Source organism: Caballeronia pedi (assembly GCF_001544915.2).
Taxonomy (GTDB): Bacteria; Pseudomonadota; Gammaproteobacteria; order Burkholderiales; family Burkholderiaceae; genus Caballeronia; species Caballeronia pedi.
Genome location: NZ_FCOE02000005.1, coordinates 240,011 through 262,550 on the forward strand (window position 1 = coordinate 240,011; position 22,540 = coordinate 262,550).

Consider the following 22,540-nt stretch of genomic DNA (forward strand, 5'->3'; position numbering starts at 1 on the left):
CACGGGGTGCGCGCTTGCCACTGTTTCCGAGCAACTTTCAGGCTAAAAAAGTGGAAGAAAGCTTCTAATCGACGAACCAATCGCCGGTTAATCGCCGCAAACCATATATGCATATGCCGTACACGAATATGCGAGCCTGAGCACGGAGAGAAGAAACGAGGGCGAGCAACCACCAGTTGACGGGAGAGGCAATCAGGAGAATAGCGTTCGCCGAACCGTCGCGGAGCATCGCGTAAACGCTGGAAAACACGAGAAAAACGGGGCGCGGTAACGTTTGCTTACACTTTTGTTTCGCACAATCTGCGAAACGGCCAGAACGCGGAGTCTGGGATTTTTGGCGACCTGTAAAGACAAAGAAAAAGCGGGCGTTCCTCGAAAAGGAACGCCCGCCCTATCACGACATAATCGTGTCGACTGTATGAATTCCGCTAAAGCGGATTAGAAAATCAGTCGTCTTCGTCGAGCCATGGGATGTCGACGTCGGTAATGAAAGCGACCATCGCGAGGGGCCGGCCTTCCTGTCGCCCGATATTGCCGTCGGCGCGCTGCCACTCGCAGCGGAAAATCGTCGCCGGCGTATCCGCGAGCAAGGTGATCGTGCGGATTTCGTCGGGATCGTTGTCCTCGACCGGCCCGTCGAGCGAGACGAGCAATTGCTGCGGCCAGACGCCGTCGGCGGGATCGTAGATCTTGTCGCCATCATGGATGACGACGTGCGCCTCGACGCCGATGGTCGCCGAAGCCTCCACGATCATCTTGCCGAGCGCGCGCAGCACCGCCGTGGCGCGGCCCGAGTTGGCCTGGCGGATCGCAAGATCGCCGCGTGTCAGGGCCTGCTCGAGTTTGGGATTGGTTTTCTGTTGCGCCATTGATCTCTCTCAAGTTGTTCGTTGCAACTTTCGACGAGCGAGGCCCGGCTTAAGTTGCAGGCGGATCGTAGCATCGCACCAACAAAGATAGGTCGCGCGGGCGCTGGCGGCAAACCGCGCGCGGCTTCGGCGACGCTAATGCACGCATGCGCCCGGCGCTCAAGTTTGCGTACGACCGGCCGATATTGCGCTCATCCCCACCGAAACGCGTGACTGCCGTGCCGTTCATCGACCTGAGTGCTCCTTCGTGCGTTCGTCCGCCGGCGCCCGCTTTCCGTACGCCGTCTCCGGGAGCCGCACGGCCGGCGCCGGCCACCGTCGCCTGAACGTGCTGACCGGACGCACGGAGATCGTCGACGGCATCACGCTGCGCACGCATCTGCAACCGATCTACAGCCTGCCGCATCAGCGCGAAGTGGGCTACGAGGCGCTGTTGCGCGGCGACGCGGGCAACGGCGCGCTCGTCGGTCCGTTCGATCTGTTCGGGCGGGCGATCGTTGCGGGCACGCTGACCGAGCTCGACCGCATGAGCCATCTCACGCATCTGCGCAATGCCGCGGCCGCGCTGCCCGCCGCGCAGTGGCTCTTTCTGAACATCAATCCCGCCACCTTCACCGATCCCGGCTATGCCGCGCGGCTCGCCTCGGCCACGCGCGAGGCGGGCCTCGCGCCCGAGCGGCTCGTGATCGAAGTGCTCGAATCCGGCGGCACGGACGTCGACGAAATTTCGCGCGCGACGCACGCGTTTCGCGCGCAGGGCTTTCTCGTCGCGGTGGACGATTTCGGCGCGGGCCATTCCAACATCGACCGGTTGCTCACGCTGAAGCCCGACATCGTCAAGCTCGATCGCAGTCTCGTGCGCGCCCGCGGCGCTCACATGCGCGACGCGCTGATGCCGAAGCTCGTCGACCTGCTGCACGAATCGGGCATGTTCGTGGTCGCGGAAGGCATCGAGACGAGCGAAGACCTCATGCTGGCCGCGCGCTCGAATGTCGACTTCGTGCAGGGCTATCTGTTCGGTATGCCGTCGGCGCGGCTCGCGGAGTGCGGCGTCGCCACTCCGCTGTTCGAAAGCGTATTCGACGCCCTCGCACGGATGCGCCGCACCGAGCGGCTCGCGGGCGACCTGCTTCTGCTGCCGTATCGCGCCGGACTCACGCACGCGGCGCGGCGCTTCGCCTCGGGCGCGACGACCGAGTCGGCGTGCGCCGAATTGCTCGCGCTGCAGTGCACGCTCAGTTGCTTCTTTCTCGATGAAGGCGGCCGCGAGTTCCTGCCCGGCCTGGCGGGCGCCGCCGCGAAAGCGCCGAGCGCGCGTTTCGCGCCGATCGCCGATCCGTCGACCGGGCGCTGGGACAATCGCCCGTATTTCGTCGATGCGCACGCCAGGCCGCAGCAGGTGATCACGAGCGCGCCGTACCTATCGGTGACGGGCACATCGCTGTGCGTGACGCTCACGATCGCGACGCAACGCGCCGGCAAGCCTGTCGTGGTCGGCGCGGATCTCGACTGGCGCAGGCTGATCGAAGCGGCGCCCGCGATTTTCTGAGCGTCAGGCGGCGGCGTTCGCCTGCGCGATCGCTTCGCCGAGTGCCGCCGCGCCCGAGCGCAACGCCGCGAGATTGCCGGGCTCGAAGGTCCAGTGCCCCGACGCATCCGCGACGGTCAGTTGCGCGCCAGGCCAGCACGCCGCGAGTTCCAGCGCCTGATCGGCGGGACATACCATGTCGAAGCGTCCGTGCACGATCCGGCAAGGCAGATGCGCGATGCGCGCGACGAGCGGCAAAAGCGGCGTCGGCGGCAACTCGTTGGCCATGTAGTGACGTTCGAGCAGCGCCATCGAGATGGCGGCTGCGTTGGCTTGCGCGCTCGGGCGCTTCTCTTCCTCGGTGGGTTCCTTCGGCGGCTTGTTGACGACGGAAAGCGTCGTCTCGTATTGCGTCCACGCCCGCGCGAGCCGCGTGCCCGCTTCGTCGAAGCGCGCGAGCGGCGCCTCGGTCATGTGCAGAATCTCCTGCGCGTTCGCCGGGCGCTTGCCGCAGGCCGCCTCGATCGCATCGAGAAACGCGCGATGCGCCTCGGGAAACACGCGGCGCACGTCCCACAGGAACCAGTCGATGTCCTCGCGCCGCGCGAGAAAGATGCCGCGCAGCAAAAAGCCCGTGCAACGCTCCGGATGCGCGACGCCGTACGCGAGACCGAGCGTCGTGCCCCACGAACCGCCGAAAATCGCCCATTGCCCGATGTCCAGCGCGACGCGCAGTTTCTCCATGTCGCCGATCAGCGCGGCGATGCCGTTGTGTTCGAGCTTGCCGAACGGAGTCGACTTGCCGCAGCCGCGCTGATCGAAGAACACGACGCGCCACTTGTCCTGTTCGAGCACGTCGGCCCATTTCACGTTCATCGCGCCGCCGGGGCCGCCGTGCACGACGAGCATGACGGGCGCCTCGCGCGGTCCCTGCGCGCGCCAGTAGATCGAGTGACCGTCGCCCACGTCGAGCATGCCTTCGTCGAATTGCACCGGCGGCTGGTTATCCATGCGCTTCATCCTTGCTGAATATGTTTCGTCGGGGTCCATTGTTGCATCGCTTCGAGCGTGCCGCACGGCGCGCGTCCTGCCCGATACGCTATGCTTGCGGGTTCCGCCTTCCGACATCCAGCGAATCACGATGCGCCGCACCCTCGTCAAGTGGCTCTTTGCAACCTATCTGCTCGGCAGCGGCACCGTCTGGTCGATCCTGATCCTGCCGCTCTTTCCGTTCGTCGGCCGCAACGGGCGCTACGCGCTCGCGAAGCTCTGGTGCCGCGCGATGGTCGCGATGATGCGCGTGATCACCGGCGTGACGTGCTCGATCGAAGGGCTGGAGCATCTGCCGAACGGGCCGTGCATCATCCTGTCGCGGCACGAATCGACGTGGGAAACGCTCGCTTTCATGGCGCTCTTTCCGCGCCGCATCAGCTTCGTGTTCAAGCACGAACTGATGAATATTCCGTTCTTCGGCTGGGTCCTGCGCGGTCTCGACATGGTGAGCCTCGATCGCGGCTCGATCCGTCAGGCGCATACCGCCGTGACCCGCGAGTCCGCGATCCGGCTGAAGAAAGGCGACTCGGTGGTGATCTTTCCGGAAGGCACGCGCGTCGCGCACGATGCGCCGCTCAAGCTCGCGTCGGGCGGCGTGCGCCTCGCGTGCGCGACGAAGGTGCCGGTCGTGCCGGTGGTGCATGATGCGGGCAAGGTCTGGCCCGCGAAGGGCTGGCCGGATCGCGGCGGGCATATCCGCGTGATCGTCACGCCGTGTCTGCCGCTCGATTGCGTCATTCCGCAGGAACTGAACCGGCTCGCGCAGGCGCAGATGGATGAGGCGCTGGCGGAGTTGCGGTAAGCGCCGCTTAATACAGCGGCCGCTTCTTCGCGGCGCACAACCGGTTCACCGCCGAAATCAGCGTCTCCATATCGACGGGCTTGCGCAAATAGCCGTCGTAGCTGACGAAAGCCGGCGGATTCGGGTGCCCCGAAATCATCAGGAAAGGGATGTGCGCGAGCGCCGTGTCGTTCTTCATCGTCTGGCACAGCAGCGCGCCGCCCAGCCCGGGCATCATCCAGTCGGACACGACGATGTCCACCCGCTGTTCGCCGAGTATCGATAACGCGCCGTTGCCGTCGAAGGCGCACAGGACATTGCAATCCTCGCCCTGCATGCAAAGGGTCCAGGCTTCGATGGTGGCGGGGTCGTCGTCGACGAGCAGTACGGTCTTCATCTTGCGAACATGGTCGGTGAGTGCGGTGCGTGCTGCGGAGAGTCTGCGCCGAGCGCGGTGAAGAACGTCGTATGTGACCGCCGCAGCGCGCGATTGTTTCGGTCACTTCGTTCAACACTGCATTTCGTCATAGTATTTCTTTCGCGCGAAATCTGCGCGGTAAATGCTCCTTTAGCAACTTGCGCGCCGCTCTCGCGCACCGGTCATTTGCTCCCGGCGCGCGAACGCCCGGCTTCGCGCAAGGCATCGACGAGCGTTTCCTCCACCGGCGTGCGCGCCGAGTCGTTGCGGCGGATCAGGCCGATGGGCTCATCGGTGCCGGCGAACGGCATCGGCAGCGCGGCGAGCAGCCCGAGCGCGATGTCCTGCTCGACCGCGCCGGCGGGCACGAACCACACGGCGTCGTTGTTCATCGCGAGCGAGCGCCCGAGCGACACCGACAAGGTTTCGACGAGCGCCGTCAGCGCGTGCGCGCCGAACGCCGTCAGCACGCTTTCAGCCGATTGACGGATCAGCGTGCCGAACGGCGGCACGACGATCACGAAGCGCGCGAGCAGAGCGGGCGTGAGTGGCGTCTCCAGCGTCAGCGGATGCTCGCGGCGCACGACCACCGCCAGCGGCTCGCGATAGATCTGCTCGAACGACAGCCCGTGCATCGCCTGCGGTTCCGACAGCCGCCCGACGACGAGATCGACATCGCCGGCTTTCAGCTTCTCCAGCAGCAGCGCGTTCGAATCCGTCCACACCGACAGCGACACCGCCGGCCATTGCTGCCGAAACGATGTGAGCGCGGGCGAAAGCAGCACGGGCGCGACCGTCGGCAAAATGCCGATCGCGATGGAGCCCGGCATGTCGCCGCGCTCGCGCAGCAGCATGTCCACGCCTTCGCGCAAGGACGCGACGCACGCGCTCGCATGCGGCGCAAAAAGCCGCCCCTCGCGCGTGGGTACCGCGCCGCGCCGCCCTCGCTCGAACAAACGCACGCCTAGAATGGATTCGAGCTCGCCGATTGTTTTCGAAACCGCGGGCTGCGTGATCGACAGGCTATCGGCTGCGCGCTGCACGCTGCCAAGCTGGGTGACGGCCAGAAAACACTGCAGATGCCGGAACTTGACGCGGGTGTTGGTGAAGTCGTTATCCATGACGTTCCGTTATGCAAGATGGCACAAAACATCATTTTCCATAACTTGCGGCGTTATATAAAGTAGCCGTCAGAAACATCCTATTCAACTTCAACAAATACAGGAGACAGTCGACATGACCTCCCCCATCCTCACGCCGCGCGACTGGGAATCCCATCCCGCGTATCTGTCGCCGGGTTACAAGTCGTCGATTCTGCGCAGCCCGGGCTTGCCGCTGATTCCGCTGAAGGAAAACCTGCGCAACCGCCGCGTGCCGGTCTACGGTGCTGACGATCTGGGCGTGCTCGACGCCGACCTCACCCGCAATGCCGCGAAAAACGGCGAGCCGCTGGGCGAACGCATCATCGTGACGGGCCGGGTGCTCGACGAAGGCGGCCGTCCGGTGCGCAACACGCTCGTGGAAGTGTGGCAGGCGAACGCCGCGGGCCGCTACGTTCACAAGGCGGACCAGCACGACGCGCCGCTCGACCCGAACTTCCTCGGCGCGGGCCGCTGCCTGACCGACGACGAAGGCCGCTATCGCTTCATGACGATCAAGCCGGGCGCGTATCCGTGGGGCAATCACCCGAACGCGTGGCGTCCGCAGCACATCCACTTCTCGCTCTTCGGCGAATACTTCGGCTCGCGCCTCGTCACGCAGATGTACTTCCCCGGCGATCCGCTGCTCGACCTCGATCCGATCTATCAGGGCATTCCCGAACACGCGCGCAAGCGTCTGGTTTCGGCCTTCTCGATCGACACGACGCAGGAAAACTACGCGCTCGGCTACGAATTCGACATCGTGCTGCGCGGCCCGGACCAAACGCCGACGGAGTAACAGAACATGACCACGCTGAAACAGACCCCTTCGCAAACCGTCGGACCGTACTTTGCTTACGGCCTCGTTCCCGAGCAATACAACTTCGATCTGAAGAGCCTGTTCACCGCCTCGGCGGCGGATCGTGAAGTGCCGGGCGAGCACATCGCCGTCGTCGGCAACGTGTTCGACGCCGAAGGCAAAGCCGTCAACGACGCGCTGATCGAAGTCGCCCAGGCCGATGCGAACGGCCGCTACGTGCAGAGCGCGCAGGAAGCGCGCGAATCGGGCTTTCGCGGCTTCGCCCGCGTGGGCACGGGCACGGACCCGAAACTTCGCTTCATCGTCGATACGGTGAAGCCGGGCGCGACCGCCGACGATTCCGCGCCGCACCTCGATGTCATCGTGCTGATGCGCGGCATGCTGCTGCACAGCTACACGCGCATCTACTTCGAGGACGAAACCGAAGCCAACGCGAAGGACGCCGTGCTGCAAAGCGTGCCGGCCGAGCGCCGTCATACGCTGATCGCGAAGCGCGAGGCGGGCGCATCGGCCAAGCCGGATTCGTCGGGCACGATCTATCGCTTCGACATCCATCTGCGCGGGCCGAACGAGACGGTTTTCTTCGACCTGTAAAGCTTCTCGCGGCAGTTGTTTGAAACGAAAGGCGTCCGGCACTGCGCTATAGTGTCGGACGCCTTTCGTCATTCATTCCGCTTTCTCCCATGTCCGACGCTCCCACGCCAAGCCCCCTCTATGTCAAGCTCCTCAGTGAAACCGCCCAGATCGGCTGGTCCGAACTGGAGCGCTTTTTCGCGCAGGGCAAGCTCATCTGGGTAAAGGGTGACCTCGATCTCGTGAGCGTCGCGGAAGCCGTCGCCAACGATGACACGCAACAAGTCGCGCAGTGGCTCTCGGCGGGACTCGTCGAACGCATGCAGGCCGAAACCGCCGCCGATCTCGCCGCGCGCGACCCCGAACTGTGGGCGGTCGTCACCTCGCCGTGGGTATGCGTGCAGGAACGCGGGTGATTCGCGAGTCTGAATCGCGCTAGCGCCGCTCGACGACATAATCGGTCCACAGCACGACGAGAATCGTCATCAGCGCCGGGCCGATGAACAGTCCGATCAGCCCGAAGGTTTCCGCGCCACCGAGAATCCCGAACAGCACGAGCAGAAACGGCAGCCGTGCCGAGCCGCCGATCAGCACCGGCCGGACGAAGTGCTCGGCCACGAACACCACGATCATCCCGAACACGGCGACGCACACGGCCGCGATCATCGAGCCCTGTGCGAGGAGCCACAGCGCCGAGCCGAGAAACACGATCGGCGCGCAGAACGGCAGCATCGCCGCGACGGCCGTCAGCATGCCGAGCAAGGTGGCGTGCGGCACGCCCGTCACCGCATAGGCGATGCCGAGCAGCGCGCCCTCGCCCAGCCCGACCACGACGAGCCCCACCACCGTGCTGCGCACCGATTCCGCCATGCGCCGCACGATCGCCGCGCCGTCCGAGCCGAATGCGCGCCGCGAGCCCGCGAGCAGTTGTTCGCCGAGCCGAGAACCCGCCAGGAACACGAAGAAGAGCGTCATCAGCATGAAGCCGAAGATGACGACGCCATGCACCACGCGCCCGCCGAAGTGACGCGTCATCGCGACGACCGTCGAACTGTGCAGGTTCTTCACCGCGGGCGACGCTTCGAGCGGGGTCGCGAGATTCTCCTGCCACCAGCGCGCGACCTGTTGCGAGCCCATCGGCAGATGCTCGATGAACGCGGGCATTGGAATCCCGGTGCGCAGGCTTTCGTGGAACCAGTGGAGCATGTCGTGCGCTTCGGTCACTGTCTGCGCCGCGACGATGAAGAAGGGCACCACGAAGAGCAGGCCGATCGCCGCCGTCAGCACGACCGCGAGCACATTGTGATGCCGCTTGAACATCGGCCGCCGTTCGAGCCAGCCGAACGCGGGCCAAAGCGCGATCGCGATCACGCTCGCCCATACGACCGCCGGGATGAACGTGCGCGCCGTGTAGAGCGCGACCAGCACGAGCACCGCATAGAGCGCCGCGGAAGCCGTGCGCTGCATCCTGCGCGTGCGCTCGGCGGGGTCCGGTGACGTATGGTCGGGCGGTTGAATCGGCATGAGTGCGTGAACCTTGTAATCGAAGAGTCGGAAGCGTGAACGTTCGCCTGCATTGTAATCACGCACGAATCATTCCACTCGATGCGCGCAGTCAGACAATGTTCTTTACAACGATATGTTTCGCGCTCCCTATAATCGAGCATCGGCATCAACGCAGGGATTTTCAATGAAGGACAAAGGTTTGCGGGCGACGAGCGTCGCGTGTCTGTCGCTCGCGCTGCTTGCGGGGTGTTCGACCGGACTCAACCGCGCGAAGGAAGATCAACTGAACGCGCAGTACGGCATCACGATGCTGCCGGTCAAAGGTGGCGTGGAGATGCGGCTGCCCGAGTCGCCGCTTTTCGATAGCGATGAATCGACGATCCGCACAGGCCATTCGCCGCTGCTCGATCGCACGGCGCAGGTGTTGAAGCGCAGCATGCGGCCCATTCTGATCGAAGGGCACACCGACAACGAAGGGTCGCTCGCCTATAACCGCGCGTTGTCGTCGGCGCGCGCCGAGTCGGTCGCGCATGCGCTGATCGCGCGCGGCGTGCCCGCCGAGCGCATCACGACCAAAGGCATGGCCTACCTGCGGCCGATCGCCGGCAACGACACGCGCGCGGGGCGCGCAGCGAACCGGCGCGTGGAGATTCTGGTGCGCGCCGAAAGCGAAGAAACGCTGCTCGGCGCGCCCGCGAAGGTCAGGCGCTAGCCGCCTGCTGGACTTCCAGCACGAGCAACTGCGAGCCGTCGGCAACCTGATCGCCGACCTCGAACAGAATCTCGCCGATCGTGCCCGTGGCCGGCGCCACGATCGTGTGCTCCATCTTCATCGCCTCCATCACCATCAGCGGCGCGCCCTTCTCGACCGATGCGCCCGTCTGCACGAGCACCGCGATCACCTTGCCGGGCATCGGCGCGGTGAGACGCCCTTCGTGCTCGGCATCGCCCGCGTGGGCCATCAGGTTCTGCCACTCGAACTGGAACGCCGCGCCTTCGTGAAAGACGTGGAAGACGTCGCCATCGGTGAAGACATGGCCTTTGATCAGCGCGTCGTCGAGCTGGACCGCGAAGGACGTCTCGCCGCTGTGCGACCAGTCGAAGCGCGCGCTTTCGTCATCGAGCCGCAAGCGCTTTTCGCCGTTTTTCGTGAACACGACCTTCAGCGTTTCGTCGGTGTCGAGCGCGCGCCAGTTCAGATCCTGGCTATAACCGCCCGCCATGCGCCAGTGCGACAACGCATCCCACGGCGAATGGCCATGCGCCTCACCGCCCTCGCGCGTGAGTAACGCCGCGCACGCAAGCGCGAGCGCCTTCTTGCGCGACACGTGGGTCGGCGCGAACAGCGCGTCGTGATGACGCTCGATCAGGCCGGTGTCGAGATCGCCCGCGCTGAACGGCTCGCTCTTCACAATCCGTTGCAGGAACTCGACATTCGTAGACAGCCCGACGATCTCGCATTCCGCCAGCGCCCGCGCCATGCGCGCCAGCGCATCGCGGCGATCGCTGCCGTGCACGTTCAGCTTCGCGATCATCGGATCGTAGAATGGCGTGATCGCGTCGCCCTGCCGCACGCCGCTGTCCACGCGCACGTCGCCGTCGATCGAAAACTCCACCGCGTGTGGCATGCGTACGTGCTTGAGCGTGCCTGTCGACGGCAGGAAACCGCGCGACGGGTTCTCCGCATAGATGCGCGCTTCGATCGCGTGGCCGTTGACCTTCAGCTCGTCCTGCTTCAGCGGCAAGGGTTCGCCCGCCGCCACGCGCAATTGCCATTCGACGAGATCGAGTCCCGTGACCATCTCCGTCACCGGATGCTCGACCTGCAGGCGCGTGTTCATCTCCATGAAGTAGAACTGGCCGTCCTGCGTCATGATGAATTCGACCGTGCCTGCACCGACGTAATTCACCGCGCGCGCGGCGGCTACGGCGGCTTCGCCCATCGCGCGGCGGGTTTCATCGTGAAGGCCGGGCGCGGGCGCTTCTTCCAGCACCTTCTGATGGCGACGCTGCACCGAGCAGTCGCGATCGAACAGATAGACCGCGTTGCCGTGTTTGTCGGCGAAAACCTGCACTTCGACGTGACGCGGGCGCAACAGATACTTCTCGATCAGCACGCGATCATTGCCGAAACTCGACGCCGCCTCGCGCTTGCACGACGCGAGCGCCGCCGCGAAATCCTCGCTCTTCTCGACGACGCGCATGCCCTTGCCACCGCCGCCCGCGCTCGCCTTCAGCAGCACCGGATAGCCGATGCGATCCGCCTCGCGATGCAGCAGCGAAGGGTCCTGATCGTCGCCGTGATAACCCGGCACGAGCGGCACGGACGCGGACTGCATCAACGCCTTGGCGGCAGCCTTGGAGCCCATCGCGCTGATCGCCTCGACCGGCGGGCCGATGAAGACCAGCCCCGCCTTCTCGCAAGCATTCGCAAATGCTTCGTTCTCCGACAGAAATCCGTAACCTGGATGAATAGCCTGCGCGCCGGTCTTCTTCGCCGCGTCGACGATGCGCTCGATGCGCAGATAACTCTCCGATGCCGCCGAGCCGCCGACATGCACCGCTTCATCGCAGACATCGACGTGCTTGGCTTTCGCATCGGCGTCGGAATACACGGCGACGCTGCCGACATTCAGGCGCTTCGCCGTCGCCGCGACGCGGCACGCGATCTCGCCGCGGTTCGCTATGAGTATTTTGTTGAACATGGCATTTACATCCGGAATACGCCGAAGCGCGTGTCTTCGATGGGTGCGTTCATCGTCGCGGCGAGGCCGAGACCGAGCACGTCGCGTGTCTGAGCGGGATCGATCACGCCGTCATCCCACAGACGCGCACTCGCGTAGTACGGATGCCCTTGCGCCTCGTATTGATCGCGAATCGGCGCTTTGAACGCTTCCTCTTCTTCCTTCGACCACGTGCCGCCCTTCTTCTCGATGCCATCGCGCCGCACCGTCGCGAGCACGGATGCGGCCTGCTCGCCGCCCATCACCGAGATGCGCGCGTTCGGCCACATCCACAGGAAGCGCGGCGAATACGCGCGGCCGCACATGCCGTAATTGCCCGCGCCGAACGAGCCGCCGATGATCACCGTGAACTTCGGCACCTTCGCGGTCGCAACCGCCGTCACCATCTTCGCGCCGTTACGCGCGATGCCTTCGTTTTCGTACTTGCGGCCGACCATGAAGCCCGTGATGTTCTGCAGGAACACCAGCGGAATCTTGCGTTGCGCGCACAGTTCGATAAAATGCGCGCCCTTGAGCGCCGACTCGCTGAACAGAATGCCGTTGTTCGCGACGATGCCGACCGGATGCCCCCAGATATGAGCGAAGCCGCAAACGAGCGTGGTGCCGTAGCGCGCCTTGAACTCGTCGAAAGCGGAATCGTCGACGATGCGCGCGATCACTTCGCGCACGTCGAAGGGCTTGCGCGTATCGACGGGAATCACGCCGTAGACGCTCTGCGGGTCGTAGCGCGGCGGCAGCGGCTCTTTCAATGCGAGCGTCGGCGTCTTCACGCGATTCAGATTGCCGACGATGCTGCGCGCAATACCGAGCGCGTGCGCGTCGTTCTGCGCGAGATGATCGACGACGCCGGACAGACGCGTATGCACGTCGCCGCCGCCGAGATCCTCGGCGCTGACTTCTTCGCCCGTCGCCGCCTTGACCAGCGGCGGGCCGCCCAGAAAGATCGTGCCTTGATTCTTCACGATAATCGATTCATCGCTCATCGCGGGCACGTATGCGCCGCCCGCGGTGCACGAGCCCATCACCACCGCGATCTGCGCGATGCCCTGCGCCGAAAGATTCGCCTGGTTGTAGAAGATGCGGCCGAAGTGATCGCGGTCGGGAAACACGTCGTCCTGATTCGGCAGGTTCGCGCCGCCCGAATCGACGAGATACACGCACGGCAGGCGGTTCTGCTCGGCGATTTCCTGCGCGCGCAAATGCTTCTTCACAGTGACGGGATAGTACGTGCCGCCCTTTACGGTCGCGTCGTTGCACACGACGACGCACTCCTGCCCGGCGATGCGCCCGATGCCCGTGATGATGCCCGCGCCCGGCGCGTCGTCGTTGTACATGCCGTACGCCGCGAGTTGCGACAGTTCGAGAAACGGCGTGCCCGGATCGAGCAGTTGCGCGATGCGATCACGCGGCAACAGCTTGTTGCGCGACACGTGCCGATCGCGCGCGGCCTGTCCGCCGCCTTCCGCGATCTTCGCGATTTTCTCTTTGAGGTCCGCGACGAGCGCGTCGAGCGCTTGCACGTTGGTGCGGAATTCTTCGCCGCGCGGATTCAGTTTCGATTCGATGATCGCCATGTCGCGCGCCCTCAAGCCGTCTCGGCAAACAGTTCGCGGCCGATCAGCATGCGGCGGATCTCGCTCGTGCCCGCGCCGATCTCATAGAGCTTCGCGTCGCGCCACAGACGGCCGACCGGATACTCGTTGATGTAGCCATTGCCGCCGAGAACCTGAATCGCTTCGCCGGCCATCCACGTCGCCTTTTCGGCGGTGTAGAGAATGACGCCCGCGCAATCCTTGCGCACCTGACGCACGTGGCCCGAGCCGAGCGTGTCGAGCTGGCGGCCGACCGCGTAGAGATACGCGCGGCAGGCTTGCAGCGTCGAGTACATGTCGGCGACCTTGCCTTGAATCAACTGGAATTCGCCGATCGCCTGGCCGAACTGCTTGCGGTCGTGGATGTACGGCACGATCGCATCCATGCACGCGAGCATGATGCCGGTCGGGCCGCCCGCGAGCACCGCGCGCTCGTAGTCGAGGCCGCTCATCAGCACCTTCGTGCCGCCGTTCAGTTGACCGAGAATGTTCTCCTTCGGCACTTCGACGTTCTCGAACACCAGCTCGCCGGTATGCGAGCCGCGCATGCCGAGCTTGTCGAGCTTCTGCGCGACGGAAAAGCCCTTCATGCCCTTCTCGACGATGAACGCCGTGATGCCGCGCGGACCGGCTTCGATGTCCGTCTTCGCGTACACGACGAGCGTGTCGCAGTCCGGGCCGTTGGTGATCCACATCTTCGTGCCGTTGAGCACGTAGTGATCGCCCTTTTCCTCGGCGCGCAGCTTCATGCTGACGACATCGGAACCCGCGTTCGGCTCGCTCATCGCGAGCGCGCCGATATGCTCGCCCGACACCAGTTTCGGCAGATACTTCTGCTTTTGCGCTTCCGTGCCGTTGCGATGAATCTGATTCACGCACAGATTCGAATGCGCGCCATACGACAGTCCCACCGAGGCCGACGCGCGCGAGATCTCTTCCATCGCGACCATGTGCGCGGTGTAGCCCATGTTCGCGCCGCCGTATTCCTCGGAGACGGTCATGCCGAGCACGCCGAGGTCGCCGAACTTTTTCCAGAGGTCCATCGGGAACTGGTCGGAGTGGTCGATTTCGCCCGCGCGCGGCGCGATTTCCTTCGCCGCGAAATTGGCGAGCGAATCGCGCAGCATGTCGATATCTTCGCCCAATGCGAAATTCAGGCCGGGTACGTTGCTCATGGGGTCGTCTCCTCCAAATGCGATGTTTTCGGTGCGCCCTGAAATTTGAGTTTCACTCACACAGGGCAACAAACCATGGGATGGGGCAATTTCACGCTCAAATCGCCTAGCCGTCAACAGATTTTTGAGCTACGCTCACATTTAGTTCAAACGCTCATCGCCACGCCTTCGCCCATGTCGACGCAAACCACCGCCACCGGCCGCCGCGCGCCCGCCGGGATCAAATCGCAGCAGCGCGTGAAAGACATCCTGCAGGCGGGCCGCGACGTCTTCGCCGAAAAGGGCTACGACGCCGCGACGAGCGCCGAGATCGCGCAGCGCGCGGGCATTTCGGAAGCGACTGTATTCAGCTATTTCAGCGGCAAGCGCGAGTTGTGCGCGCGCGTGATCGCAGATTGGTACGACGAAATTATCAATGCGTTCGAGACGGGTCTCCCGCGCGACGGCTCGGTCCGGCAGCAGTTCGCGTTCATCGTCAGGACGCATATGCGGCTGATGCTGATGAACGGCACCGGGCTTTGCGCGCTCGTGCTGTCGGAGGGGCGCACGAAGCAGCACGATCTGTCGGATACGTTGACGGAACTGCAGCGCCGCTATACCGCCCCGCTGATGGACGTGCTCGCGCGCGGCCAGGCGCTCGGACACGTGCGCAACGATGTGCCGCTGCGCCTCTTGCGTTCGCTCGTTTTCGGTCCGATGGAACACGTGCTGTGGGATGCCACGCTCGCGAAACGCCGCCTGAGTCAGACTCAGATCGAGACGACGGCGAACGAACTGGTGGAAGTGCTGTGGGCGGCGCTGCAACCGCCGAACGCCCAACTGGCGGCGCTCGCGCAGTTCCGGCAGGACGTCGAGGAAGCGTCGCGGCGCTTCGAAACGAGCGTCGCGCGCGAGAAACCTACTTCTTGATGAAGCGCAGCGCGAGGCGCGCGAGTTTCGGCACGGTGACCGGACGCAAAAGCCGCGCATCGTAGCCGCTCATGCGGCGGTCGTTTTCGGTGAGACACAGTTCGATCAACGAGCGAACCGACACCTCGCCCGCCACCGAATCGCTGACATTCGCGGGAAAATTCGCGTCCTGAGCGGCGCCGCTTTTGTCGAAACCGCGCGCGAGCGAGATGCGATCGCGGATCAGCGAAAACCACACGCTCGCGGTCTTCGCCAGAAACCATGGCTTGCGATACCACGGCAAATTGCGCCGATACCACGCGACCCAGTTCGCGAAGAAAAGAATATGGCGCGCCTCTTCCTGAATGACCGGCTCGAAGGTTTCGACGAGCGCCTCGGGAAAGTATCCGGACTGCCGCGCCGCCTCGAACAGACCGAATGCAAAGAAACTGTCGATGCACTCGCTGTAGCCCGTGAGCATCCACGCGCGCAGCGGATCGGCGGGCGCGGGGTATGGCGGCTCGGGCGCAAGCGCGATCCCGTACGCTTCCACGAGCTTCGACAGCACCAGCTTGTGACGCGCCTCCTCGCCGCCGTTCATGCGCAGCGCTTCGCGCAATTGCGCATCGTCGACGGTGCCCGCGTAGGTCGCCACGCGAATCGACGCACGCCCTTCCGTCTGCACGGCGATGTCCCAGATCGGCAGCGAGATCACGCGCTTCAACGCGGCCGGATCGAGCTTCGGCCAGTCGATGACGGCGGGCTTGTACGGGTTATGCGTCGTCAGCAGCATCTCGCAGAACATCCGCTTGTGCAGGTCCGAACCGACCGGAATTTTCCCCGTTGACCGGTACGTCCAGTTGCGCATCGCATGATCTGCTTCGACTGTGTTGAGCGTATCGGACATATTCGAAGATTGGCCGCCGAATGGGTATGTCCTGCGGATTCTGGCACAGGAAGCGCTGATTGGCAGCATCGGCGTACGGGATAACGCTCTCCGCCCTCAATACGGCTGAATCCCGTTCATCAACAACGCGACCACGTGCCGTGCGAGCTGCTCCGCGCCGATCGCGTGCTCGCCTTCGCCGCGCCAGCGCGAGGTCGCGAGCGGAAACACGGCCAGGCCGAACAGCGATGCGAACACGAGCGACGGCTCCAGCGCCGCGTTCAGCTTGCCTTCCTTCTGCCAGCCTGCGATGCGCTCGACCGCGCGCTCCCGGTGCGCGTCGCCGAAGCGCTCGGCCATGCGCTGGCGCAGCAGGCCGCCTTCGCTGATCATTTCGCGGACCCATAGCGCCGCGAACCACGGATACTTTTCGACCGTCGCGACGAGCGTCTCCACGAAGGCGCGCAGCGTTTCGACCGGCTCGGAATGCGGGTCGTTGAACACGCGCGCGAGTTCCGCGCGCAACGGCACGAACCGCTCGTCGATCAGCATGTCGAGCAACTGATCGCGCGTCTTGAAGTAGTAATGGACCATCGCCGGTGTGACGCCCGCCTCGCGCGCGATCGCGCCGAGCGTCGTCTCGCCGATGCCCTGCCGCGCAAACAGTTCAAGCGCGATATCCAGCAGTTGCGTGCGCGCCTGTTCGCCGTGCGCCCCGCTCGGCCGCCCGGGCCGGCGGCCGGGCCGCTTCTGCGGCATCGCGCTCCCCGACGCATCCGCGTCCGTGTCCATCACTTCGTTTGCCATATAAGAATTTGACGAGGTCTGCTGACTCGTCTATATTAACTTTCACGTTAATTAATTACAATCCGCGTGCCGAGCCGGGCCAGTCGCCCGGTCGTCGTGGATTCGACCGCTCCAACACTCGACATGACATCTTTGCATCAAACCGCCGTCGCGGGCGAGCAAGCGCCCGACGAAACCGGCATCGCATCGAAACCGCCCATCCGGCTGCTGTTCACGGCGCTTCTGCTCGTGATGCTGCTCGGCGCGCTCGATCAGACCATCGTGTCCACCGCGTTGCCGACCATCGTCGGCGATCTCGGCGGGCTCGAAAACCTCTCGTGGGTCGTCACGTCCTATCTGCTCAGCTCGACCATCGTCGTGCCGCTCTACGGCAAGTTCGGCGACCAGTTCGGCCGCAAGGTCGTGCTTCAGGCGTCGATCCTGATCTTTCTCGCCGGCTCGATTCTCTGCGGCATCGCGCAGAACATGACGCAGCTGATCGCGTTGCGCGCGCTGCAAGGTCTGGGCGGCGGCGGGCTCATGGTCATCACGATGGCCGCCATCGCCGATGTCATCCCGCCCGCCGAACGCGGCCGCTTCCAGGGTCTCTTCGGCGGCGTGTACGGGCTGGCCACGGTCGTCGGTCCGCTGCTCGGCGGCTTTCTCGTCGAGCATCTTTCGTGGCGCTGGATCTTCTACATCAACCTGCCGCTCGGCGTGATCGCGCTTGCGGTAATCCAGCTCGTCTTCAAGCCGCACACCGCGCATGTGAATCATCGCGTGGACTATATGGGCGCGGGCTTTCTCGCGGCGGCGCTCACCTGCATCATCCTGTTCACGAGCGAGGGCGGCACGCTGCTGCCGTGGAGCTCGCCGCAACTGTGGGGCACGCTGCTGCTCGGACTCGTGTGCCTCGGCGGCTTCGTCTACGAGGAACGCATCGCCGCCGAGCCGATCATGCCGCTCTCGCTCTTCAAGGAGCGCACTTTCGTGCTCGCGGGTCTGATCGGCTTCATCGTAGGCTGCGCGCTGTTCGGCGCGGTCACGTTCCTGCCGCTCTATCTGCAGGTCGTGAAAGGCTCGACGCCATCGCAGGCGGGCCTGCAGATCACGCCGATGATGGGCGGCGTGCTGCTTTCGTCGATCGTGAGCGGGCGCGTCATCAGCAAGATCGGCAAGTATCGCTTTTTCCCGATCGCGGGCACCGCGTGCGTCAGCATCGCGATGCTGCTGCTCTCGACGCTCAGCCTCGACACGCCGCTCTCCATCATGAACATCTACATGGCGCTGCTCGGTCTCGGGCTCGGCATGGTGATGCAGGTGCTCGTGCTCGCGGTGCAGAACGTCGTCGAATTCCGGCTGATGGGCGTGGCCACGTCGAGCGCGACGCTGTTCCGTTCGATCGGCGGCTCGGTCGGCGTGGCGGCGTTCGGCGCGATCTTTTCGAATAGCCTGCACTCGCGCCTCGAAAAGCTCATGCCGCCGGGCACGGAGTTGCCGCAGTCGCTCGGGCCGCAGGCGGTCGCGCACCTGCCGCCCGCCTTGCACGACGACTATCTGCATGCGTTCGCGGGCTCGATGCACACGGTCTATCTCGTCGCCGCGTGCATCGCGCTCATCGCGTTCGGGCTGTCGTGGTTCCTGAAGGATCATCCGTTGCGAAAGCGCTGAAGGGCCGCGCGAAGAGAGGAAAAGCTCTAAAGCCCTTGCTATCGGGGCTTTTACTAGCTCCCGAACTATTTTGTCTTGGTAACCTTCTGCCGATTCTGCGCGGACACGATCCGCCGAATGACATGCGCCGGCTCAACGACGCGCCGGACGCCCGGACACGAGACCTTCCGGGCTGAACTGACCACCTTCTGGAGTTAAAACAGTGAAGAAACTGCTCGCGGCACTGACGATGTCCCTTCTCGCCGCCACGTCGCTCACCGCCGTCACGGCCGCTCAGGCGAAGGACTATTCGACGATCCGCTTCGGTGTCGACGCAAGCTATCCGCCGTTCGAATCGAAAGGTTCCGACGGCAAGCTGGTCGGTTTCGACATCGATCTCGGCAACGAGATCTGCTCGCGCCTGAAGGCGAAATGCGTGTGGGTGGAGAACGATTTCGACGGCATGATCCCGGCGCTCAAAGCGAAGAAGTTCGACGGCGTGCTCTCGTCGATGTCGATGACCCCGCAACGCGCCGAGCAGATCGCTTTCTCGAGCAAGCTGTTCAACACGCCGACGCGTCTCGTCGCCAAGAAAGGCAGCAACATCCTGCCGACGGCTGACAGCCTGAAAGGCAAGAACGTCGGCGTCGAACAGGGCACGATCCAGGAAACCTACGCGAAGACCTACTGGGCGCCGAAGGGCGTGACGGTCACGCCGTACCAGAACCAGGATCAGGTCTATGCCGATCTGACCTCGGGCCGCCTCGACGCCGCCCTGCAGGACGCCGTGCAGGCTGAAATCGGCTTCCTGAAGACGCCGCGCGGCGCTGGCTACGACTTCGCCGGCAAGAACATCGACGATCCGAAGACGCTCGGCAACGGCGCGGGCATCGGTCTGCGCAAGGAAGACACCGACCTGAAGGCGAAGATCGACAAGGCGATCGCCGACATCATCAAGGACGGCACGTACAAGAAGATCGAGAAGAAGTACTTCGACTTCGACGTGTACGGCGGCTGAGCCGACCACTAGCCCTGACCGGCTGACGGACGGGCTCCGCGCTCAAGGGCGCGGAGCCCGTTTTGCTTTTGGGCGCCCGGCGCGCCGATTTCGGCTAAGATCGAACGTCCGGTAGGACGCTGACGGACGGAGACACCGCGGCGCCCGGCAATTCCCAGAGGCAAGACACGCGCATCGCGCGCGCGACCAACATGCAAACCAGAATCCATCCCCTGATCTCGCCGACGCTCGGCACTTCCCGCAACATCACGAGCTTTCACTACGGCCCCGGCGGCGGCCAGAAAATCTATATCCAGTCCTCGCTGCACGCGGACGAGCTGCCCGGCATGCTCGTCGCGTGGCGTCTGCGCCGTCAGCTTGCCGAACTCGAAGCGGCCGGCAAGCTGCGTGGCGAAGTGGTGATCGTGCCCGTGCCGAATCCGATCGGCCTCTCGCAGCATCTGCACGGCACGCTGATGGGCCGTTTCGAGACCAACAGCGGCCACAATTTCAACCGCAATTTCTACGATCTCGCCGCGCTGATCGCGCCGCGCATCGAGGCGCGCCTCGGCAAGGACGCCGACGCGAACAAGCTCGCCGTGCGCGCCGCGATGAAAGAAGCGCTCGACGAGCAGACCCCGCACACCGAACTCGAGTCGCAACGCCTCGCGTTGCAGAAGCTCTCCTTCGACGCCGATGTCGTGCTCGACCTGCACTGCGATCTCGATGCCGCGCTGCATCTCTACACGAACCCGGAAATCTGGGCGGAAGTGGAGCCGCTCGCGCGCTACCTCGACGCGAAGGCGTCGCTGCTCGCGCTGAATTCGGTCGGCAATCCGTTCGACGAAATTCACAGCTTCTGCTGGTCGGATTTGCGCCAGCGTTACGGCGAGCGTTTCCCGCTTCCCAATGGCGGCATCTCGGTGACGGTCGAGCTGCGCAGCCAGCACGACGTGTCGTATGAACTCGCGGAGAAGGACGCGCAGGCGATCGTCAACTACATGATCCATCGCGGCGTGATCGATGCGCCCGTGCCGGAGCAGCCGCCGCTCGCCTTCCCCGCGACGCCGCTCGCGGGCGCCGAACCGATCGTCGCGCCGGCGTCCGGCGTGCTCGTGTTCCGCGCGCAGGTCGGGGCGTTCGTCGAAGCGGGCGAAGCCATCGCCGATATCGTCGATCCGCTCACCGATACCGTCACCACGCTCAAATGCACGACCTCGGGCGTAATGTACGCGCGGCACATCACGCGCTTCGCGACGGCCGGGCTGGAAGTGGCGCGTATCGCGGGTGCGAAGGCTTATCGGACCGGCTCGCTGCTGTCGGCCTGAAAACGATCTGTCAGAACGGCGCGAGGCCGCACTGCGCGGCCACGACGCGCCATGTCCCGCCTACCTCTCCCCACGTTCGCGTGTAGCGCAAGCTGCCCGCGAACGGCGCGCCCGCGAACGTTCCGGAAAGCGCCACACGCGTCACGGTGACGGCGAAACTGCCGTACACGCGCACGCTCTGATCTTCCACGTCCAGTTTCTCGATGCGCTGCATGCCGTAGCGATGCCCGTTCAGATCGTCGGCCTTCGACCACACTTTGCCGGTCGCGTCGACGAAGCTGAGGTCGTCGGCCAATAGCGCATCGAGCGCGTCGACATCCGACGCCACCATCGCCTGCTTCAGGCGCGCTTCCAGTTCGCGGATTCCTTGCTCGTCCATGATTTCGCTCGCGTGTCATCGAACCGCAAGCATACCGTGCGCGTTCGGCCGTGTTGTACGCGCGACACACGGCAAGCCCTTTGAAAGCCCTGTCACATTTCTTTCTTCAGCGATCGCTACATTTGCGCCCGTCGCCGCCACGCGCCGTCAGAGCGCGACGCACTGCAGACACCGTCAACAACCACACCGCGAACCAACTCACGGAGCATGTTTTGAAGAAGAATCTCTTGGCGACCGCCGCGCTCGCCGCCTTTGCCGCCCTCGCCGCCACCTCCGCTCACGCGCAAAGCAGCGTCACGCTATACGGCATCATCGACGCCGGCATCAGCTACGCCAACAACGCCGCGCGCACCGGCGGCAGCGATTCCCTCTGGAAGTACGACGATGGCGTCGCGCAAGGCAGCCGTTGGGGCCTCAAGGGTTCGGAAGACCTCGGCGGCGGACTGAAGGCGATCTTCACCCTTGAAAACGGCTTCAACAGCGGCAACGGCACGCTCGGCCAGGGCGGCGCGATGTTCGGCCGTCAGGCGTACGTCGGTCTCACCAAGAACGACGTCGGCTCGCTGACCTTCGGCCGTCAATACTCGTTCTCGACCGATTACCTCGGCAGCAACTACTCGATCGGCGGCCAAACGGTCGCGGGCAACTACGGCTATCACATCAACGATGTCGACCAGTTGACGTCGAGCCGTATCAACAACGCGGTCAAGTTCAGCAGCGCGAGCTTCTACGGCGTGACCTTCGGCGCGATGTACGGCTTCTCGAACCAGGCCGGCGCATTCGCGGGCGCGCCGAACACGACCGTCGGCACCACCACGGTCGCGGGTTCGTCGCGCGCGTACAGCTTCGGCCTGAACTACAAGGCGGGTCCGTTCGGCATCGGCGCGGCATACACCGACATCCACTATCCGGGCGCGGCGACGCCGTCGTTCAGCACGAACGTTGCGAACATCACGACGGGCGGCACGAAGGATCTGCGCACGTTCGGCGTCGGTGCGAACTATGCGCTCGGCTCGGCGACGGTCTTCGGCCTGTGGACCAACACGCTGTTCACGCCGATCACGGGCGCGAGCTCCAAGCTGAACGCGTTCGATATCGGCGGCAAGTACGCGTTCACGTCCGCGCTGACGGCGGGTCTCGGCTACACGTACATGAACATGTCGGGCAACTTCGGCGGCCACTGGCATCAGCTCGACGCGAGCGTCGACTACGCGCTCTCGAAGCGCACCGACGTCTACGTGCTCGGCATCTATCAGAAGGCTTCGGGCTCGAACCGCGGCGTGGAAAACCAGGCGCAGATCGGCTCGTCGACGAGCTACTTCGGCACCTCCGGCGTGGGCGAGGACGATCAGCTCGCGTTCCGCGTCGGCATCCGCCACAAGTTCTGATTCGGCATCCGAAACGTTACGCATCGGGCCGTGTTTGGCG

General features: G+C 64.4%; 22 protein-coding genes. 11 read left to right on the top strand and 11 right to left on the bottom strand.

What is annotated here, in order from left to right; genetic code table 11:
• Nucleotides 1–446: 446 nt before the first annotated feature.
• A complete protein-coding gene (locus tag AWB80_RS10290; RefSeq protein ID WP_035501438.1) occupies nt 447–869 on the bottom strand; it encodes a hypothetical protein in 423 nt (140 codons plus the stop codon).
• A gap of 247 nt (nt 870–1,116) precedes the next feature.
• Here AWB80_RS10290 and AWB80_RS10295 point away from each other — a divergent pair, with 247 nt between their 5' ends.
• Nucleotides 1,117–2,418 carry an EAL domain-containing protein gene (locus tag AWB80_RS10295; protein WP_061174536.1) on the top strand — a complete coding sequence of 434 codons (1,302 nt, stop codon included), beginning with the start codon at nt 1,117–1,119 and terminating at the stop codon, nt 2,416–2,418.
• 3 nt (nt 2,419–2,421) lie between these two features.
• Here AWB80_RS10295 and pip read toward each other — a convergent pair whose 3' ends face one another.
• Entirely contained in the window at nt 2,422–3,408 is a 987-nt protein-coding gene (gene pip / locus AWB80_RS10300; RefSeq protein ID WP_061174665.1) for a prolyl aminopeptidase, read from the bottom strand.
• A 130-nt stretch (nt 3,409–3,538) separates the two neighbouring features.
• Between pip and AWB80_RS10305 the strand changes: the two genes are divergently transcribed.
• A complete protein-coding gene (locus tag AWB80_RS10305) occupies nt 3,539–4,252 on the top strand; it encodes a lysophospholipid acyltransferase family protein (RefSeq protein WP_061174537.1) in 714 nt (237 codons plus the stop codon).
• 7 nt (nt 4,253–4,259) lie between these two features.
• Here the strand turns inward: AWB80_RS10305 and AWB80_RS10310 are convergent, their stop codons facing one another.
• Both AWB80_RS10310 and pcaQ read right to left on the bottom strand, forming a co-directional pair.
• Nucleotides 4,260–4,628: a response regulator gene (locus AWB80_RS10310; protein WP_061174538.1), complete on the bottom strand. Its 369-nt coding sequence runs from the start codon at nt 4,626–4,628 to the stop codon at nt 4,260–4,262.
• 203 nt (nt 4,629–4,831) lie between these two features.
• Nucleotides 4,832–5,770, bottom strand: a complete 939-nt coding sequence (gene pcaQ / locus AWB80_RS10315) for a pca operon transcription factor PcaQ (protein WP_061174539.1) — start codon at nt 5,768–5,770, stop codon at nt 4,832–4,834.
• A 115-nt stretch (nt 5,771–5,885) separates the two neighbouring features.
• Between pcaQ and pcaH the strand changes: the two genes are divergently transcribed.
• The 3 genes from pcaH to AWB80_RS10330 all read left to right on the top strand — a co-directional run bounded on the left by pcaH (nt 5,886) and on the right by AWB80_RS10330 (nt 7,597).
• Nucleotides 5,886–6,587 (top strand): protocatechuate 3,4-dioxygenase subunit beta, encoded by a 702-nt coding sequence (pcaH, locus tag AWB80_RS10320; protein WP_061174540.1) that lies wholly within the window; start codon nt 5,886–5,888, stop codon nt 6,585–6,587.
• Nucleotides 6,588–6,593: 6 nt separating this feature from the next.
• Complete coding sequence (gene pcaG, locus AWB80_RS10325; RefSeq protein ID WP_061174541.1) at nt 6,594–7,202, top strand: protocatechuate 3,4-dioxygenase subunit alpha; 609 nt, start codon at nt 6,594–6,596, stop codon at nt 7,200–7,202.
• 89 nt (nt 7,203–7,291) lie between these two features.
• Nucleotides 7,292–7,597 (top strand): DUF2288 domain-containing protein, encoded by a 306-nt coding sequence (locus AWB80_RS10330; RefSeq protein WP_061174542.1) that lies wholly within the window; start codon nt 7,292–7,294, stop codon nt 7,595–7,597.
• A gap of 19 nt (nt 7,598–7,616) precedes the next feature.
• On the opposite strand, the gene AWB80_RS10335 is transcribed toward AWB80_RS10330, so the two are convergent.
• The gene (locus AWB80_RS10335) at nt 7,617–8,705 is read right to left on the bottom strand and encodes an AI-2E family transporter (RefSeq protein WP_061174666.1); all 1,089 of its coding nucleotides are present in this window, start codon (nt 8,703–8,705) and stop codon (nt 7,617–7,619) included.
• A 166-nt stretch (nt 8,706–8,871) separates the two neighbouring features.
• Between AWB80_RS10335 and AWB80_RS10340 the strand changes: the two genes are divergently transcribed.
• Nucleotides 8,872–9,399, top strand: coding sequence for an OmpA family protein (locus AWB80_RS10340; protein ID WP_061174543.1), 528 nt, complete (start codon nt 8,872–8,874; stop codon nt 9,397–9,399).
• On the opposite strand, the gene AWB80_RS10345 is transcribed toward AWB80_RS10340, so the two are convergent.
• Genes AWB80_RS10345 through AWB80_RS10355 form a run of 3 tightly spaced genes read right to left on the bottom strand, consistent with a single transcriptional unit; the run spans nt 9,389 to nt 14,198 of the window.
• Complete coding sequence (locus AWB80_RS10345) at nt 9,389–11,392, bottom strand: acetyl/propionyl/methylcrotonyl-CoA carboxylase subunit alpha (protein WP_061174544.1); 2,004 nt, start codon at nt 11,390–11,392, stop codon at nt 9,389–9,391. The two genes, AWB80_RS10340 and AWB80_RS10345, sit on opposite strands and share 11 nt — an antisense overlap.
• 5 nt (nt 11,393–11,397) lie before the next feature.
• Nucleotides 11,398–13,005, bottom strand: coding sequence for a carboxyl transferase domain-containing protein (locus AWB80_RS10350; protein ID WP_061174545.1), 1,608 nt, complete (start codon nt 13,003–13,005; stop codon nt 11,398–11,400).
• Between the two features lie 11 nt (nt 13,006–13,016).
• Nucleotides 13,017–14,198, bottom strand: coding sequence for an isovaleryl-CoA dehydrogenase (locus AWB80_RS10355; protein WP_061174546.1), 1,182 nt, complete (start codon nt 14,196–14,198; stop codon nt 13,017–13,019).
• Between the two features lie 174 nt (nt 14,199–14,372).
• Between AWB80_RS10355 and AWB80_RS10360 the strand changes: the two genes are divergently transcribed.
• Entirely contained in the window at nt 14,373–15,107 is a 735-nt protein-coding gene (locus tag AWB80_RS10360; protein ID WP_061174547.1) for a TetR/AcrR family transcriptional regulator, read from the top strand.
• Here AWB80_RS10360 and AWB80_RS10365 read toward each other — a convergent pair.
• Both AWB80_RS10365 and AWB80_RS10370 read right to left on the bottom strand, forming a co-directional pair.
• Complete coding sequence (locus tag AWB80_RS10365; protein WP_061174548.1) at nt 15,097–15,993, bottom strand: hypothetical protein; 897 nt, start codon at nt 15,991–15,993, stop codon at nt 15,097–15,099. The genes AWB80_RS10360 and AWB80_RS10365 overlap by 11 nt on opposite strands.
• Before the next feature lie 96 nt (nt 15,994–16,089).
• Complete coding sequence (locus AWB80_RS10370; protein ID WP_061174549.1) at nt 16,090–16,779, bottom strand: TetR/AcrR family transcriptional regulator; 690 nt, start codon at nt 16,777–16,779, stop codon at nt 16,090–16,092.
• Nucleotides 16,780–16,902: 123 nt separating this feature from the next.
• Between AWB80_RS10370 and AWB80_RS10375 the strand changes: the two genes are divergently transcribed.
• The 3 genes from AWB80_RS10375 to AWB80_RS10385 all read left to right on the top strand — a co-directional run bounded on the left by AWB80_RS10375 (nt 16,903) and on the right by AWB80_RS10385 (nt 20,733).
• Complete coding sequence (locus AWB80_RS10375; RefSeq protein ID WP_096031972.1) at nt 16,903–18,429, top strand: MDR family MFS transporter; 1,527 nt, start codon at nt 16,903–16,905, stop codon at nt 18,427–18,429.
• 202 nt (nt 18,430–18,631) lie between these two features.
• The gene (locus AWB80_RS10380) at nt 18,632–19,426 is read left to right on the top strand and encodes an ABC transporter substrate-binding protein (RefSeq protein WP_061174550.1); all 795 of its coding nucleotides are present in this window, start codon (nt 18,632–18,634) and stop codon (nt 19,424–19,426) included.
• 191 nt (nt 19,427–19,617) lie between these two features.
• Nucleotides 19,618–20,733 carry a succinylglutamate desuccinylase/aspartoacylase family protein gene (locus tag AWB80_RS10385; protein ID WP_061174551.1) on the top strand — a complete coding sequence of 372 codons (1,116 nt, stop codon included), beginning with the start codon at nt 19,618–19,620 and terminating at the stop codon, nt 20,731–20,733.
• A gap of 10 nt (nt 20,734–20,743) precedes the next feature.
• On the opposite strand, the gene AWB80_RS10390 is transcribed toward AWB80_RS10385, so the two are convergent.
• A complete protein-coding gene (locus AWB80_RS10390) occupies nt 20,744–21,112 on the bottom strand; it encodes a nuclear transport factor 2 family protein (RefSeq protein ID WP_061174552.1) in 369 nt (122 codons plus the stop codon).
• A 212-nt stretch (nt 21,113–21,324) separates the two neighbouring features.
• On the opposite strand from AWB80_RS10390, the gene AWB80_RS10395 reads away from it, so the two are divergent.
• A complete protein-coding gene (locus AWB80_RS10395; RefSeq protein ID WP_061174668.1) occupies nt 21,325–22,500 on the top strand; it encodes a porin in 1,176 nt (391 codons plus the stop codon).
• Nucleotides 22,501–22,540: the final 40 nt, after the last annotated feature.

Bases quoted from the DNA above. Each gene is read 5' to 3' on its own strand.
- AWB80_RS10290 (WP_035501438.1), bottom strand. From the start codon at position 869: ATGGCGCAACAGAAAACCAATCCCAAACTCGAGCAGGCCCTGACACGC.
- pip (WP_061174665.1), bottom strand. From the start codon at position 3,408: ATGGATAACCAGCCGCCGGTGCAATTCGACGAAGGCATGCTCGACGTG.
- AWB80_RS10305 (WP_061174537.1), top strand. From the start codon at position 3,539: ATGCGCCGCACCCTCGTCAAGTGGCTCTTTGCAACCTATCTGCTCGGC.
- AWB80_RS10310 (WP_061174538.1), bottom strand. From the start codon at position 4,628: ATGAAGACCGTACTGCTCGTCGACGACGACCCCGCCACCATCGAAGCC.
- pcaQ (WP_061174539.1), bottom strand. From the start codon at position 5,770: ATGGATAACGACTTCACCAACACCCGCGTCAAGTTCCGGCATCTGCAG.
- pcaH (WP_061174540.1), top strand. From the start codon at position 5,886: ATGACCTCCCCCATCCTCACGCCGCGCGACTGGGAATCCCATCCCGCG.
- pcaG (WP_061174541.1), top strand. From the start codon at position 6,594: ATGACCACGCTGAAACAGACCCCTTCGCAAACCGTCGGACCGTACTTT.
- AWB80_RS10330 (WP_061174542.1), top strand. From the start codon at position 7,292: ATGTCCGACGCTCCCACGCCAAGCCCCCTCTATGTCAAGCTCCTCAGT.
- AWB80_RS10335 (WP_061174666.1), bottom strand. From the start codon at position 8,705: ATGCCGATTCAACCGCCCGACCATACGTCACCGGACCCCGCCGAGCGC.
- AWB80_RS10340 (WP_061174543.1), top strand. From the start codon at position 8,872: ATGAAGGACAAAGGTTTGCGGGCGACGAGCGTCGCGTGTCTGTCGCTC.
- AWB80_RS10345 (WP_061174544.1), bottom strand. From the start codon at position 11,392: ATGTTCAACAAAATACTCATAGCGAACCGCGGCGAGATCGCGTGCCGC.
- AWB80_RS10350 (WP_061174545.1), bottom strand. From the start codon at position 13,005: ATGGCGATCATCGAATCGAAACTGAATCCGCGCGGCGAAGAATTCCGC.
- AWB80_RS10355 (WP_061174546.1), bottom strand. From the start codon at position 14,198: ATGAGCAACGTACCCGGCCTGAATTTCGCATTGGGCGAAGATATCGAC.
- AWB80_RS10360 (WP_061174547.1), top strand. From the start codon at position 14,373: ATGTCGACGCAAACCACCGCCACCGGCCGCCGCGCGCCCGCCGGGATC.
- AWB80_RS10365 (WP_061174548.1), bottom strand. From the start codon at position 15,993: ATGTCCGATACGCTCAACACAGTCGAAGCAGATCATGCGATGCGCAAC.
- AWB80_RS10370 (WP_061174549.1), bottom strand. From the start codon at position 16,779: ATGGCAAACGAAGTGATGGACACGGACGCGGATGCGTCGGGGAGCGCG.
- AWB80_RS10375 (WP_096031972.1), top strand. From the start codon at position 16,903: ATGACATCTTTGCATCAAACCGCCGTCGCGGGCGAGCAAGCGCCCGAC.
- AWB80_RS10385 (WP_061174551.1), top strand. From the start codon at position 19,618: ATGCAAACCAGAATCCATCCCCTGATCTCGCCGACGCTCGGCACTTCC.
- AWB80_RS10390 (WP_061174552.1), bottom strand. From the start codon at position 21,112: ATGGACGAGCAAGGAATCCGCGAACTGGAAGCGCGCCTGAAGCAGGCG.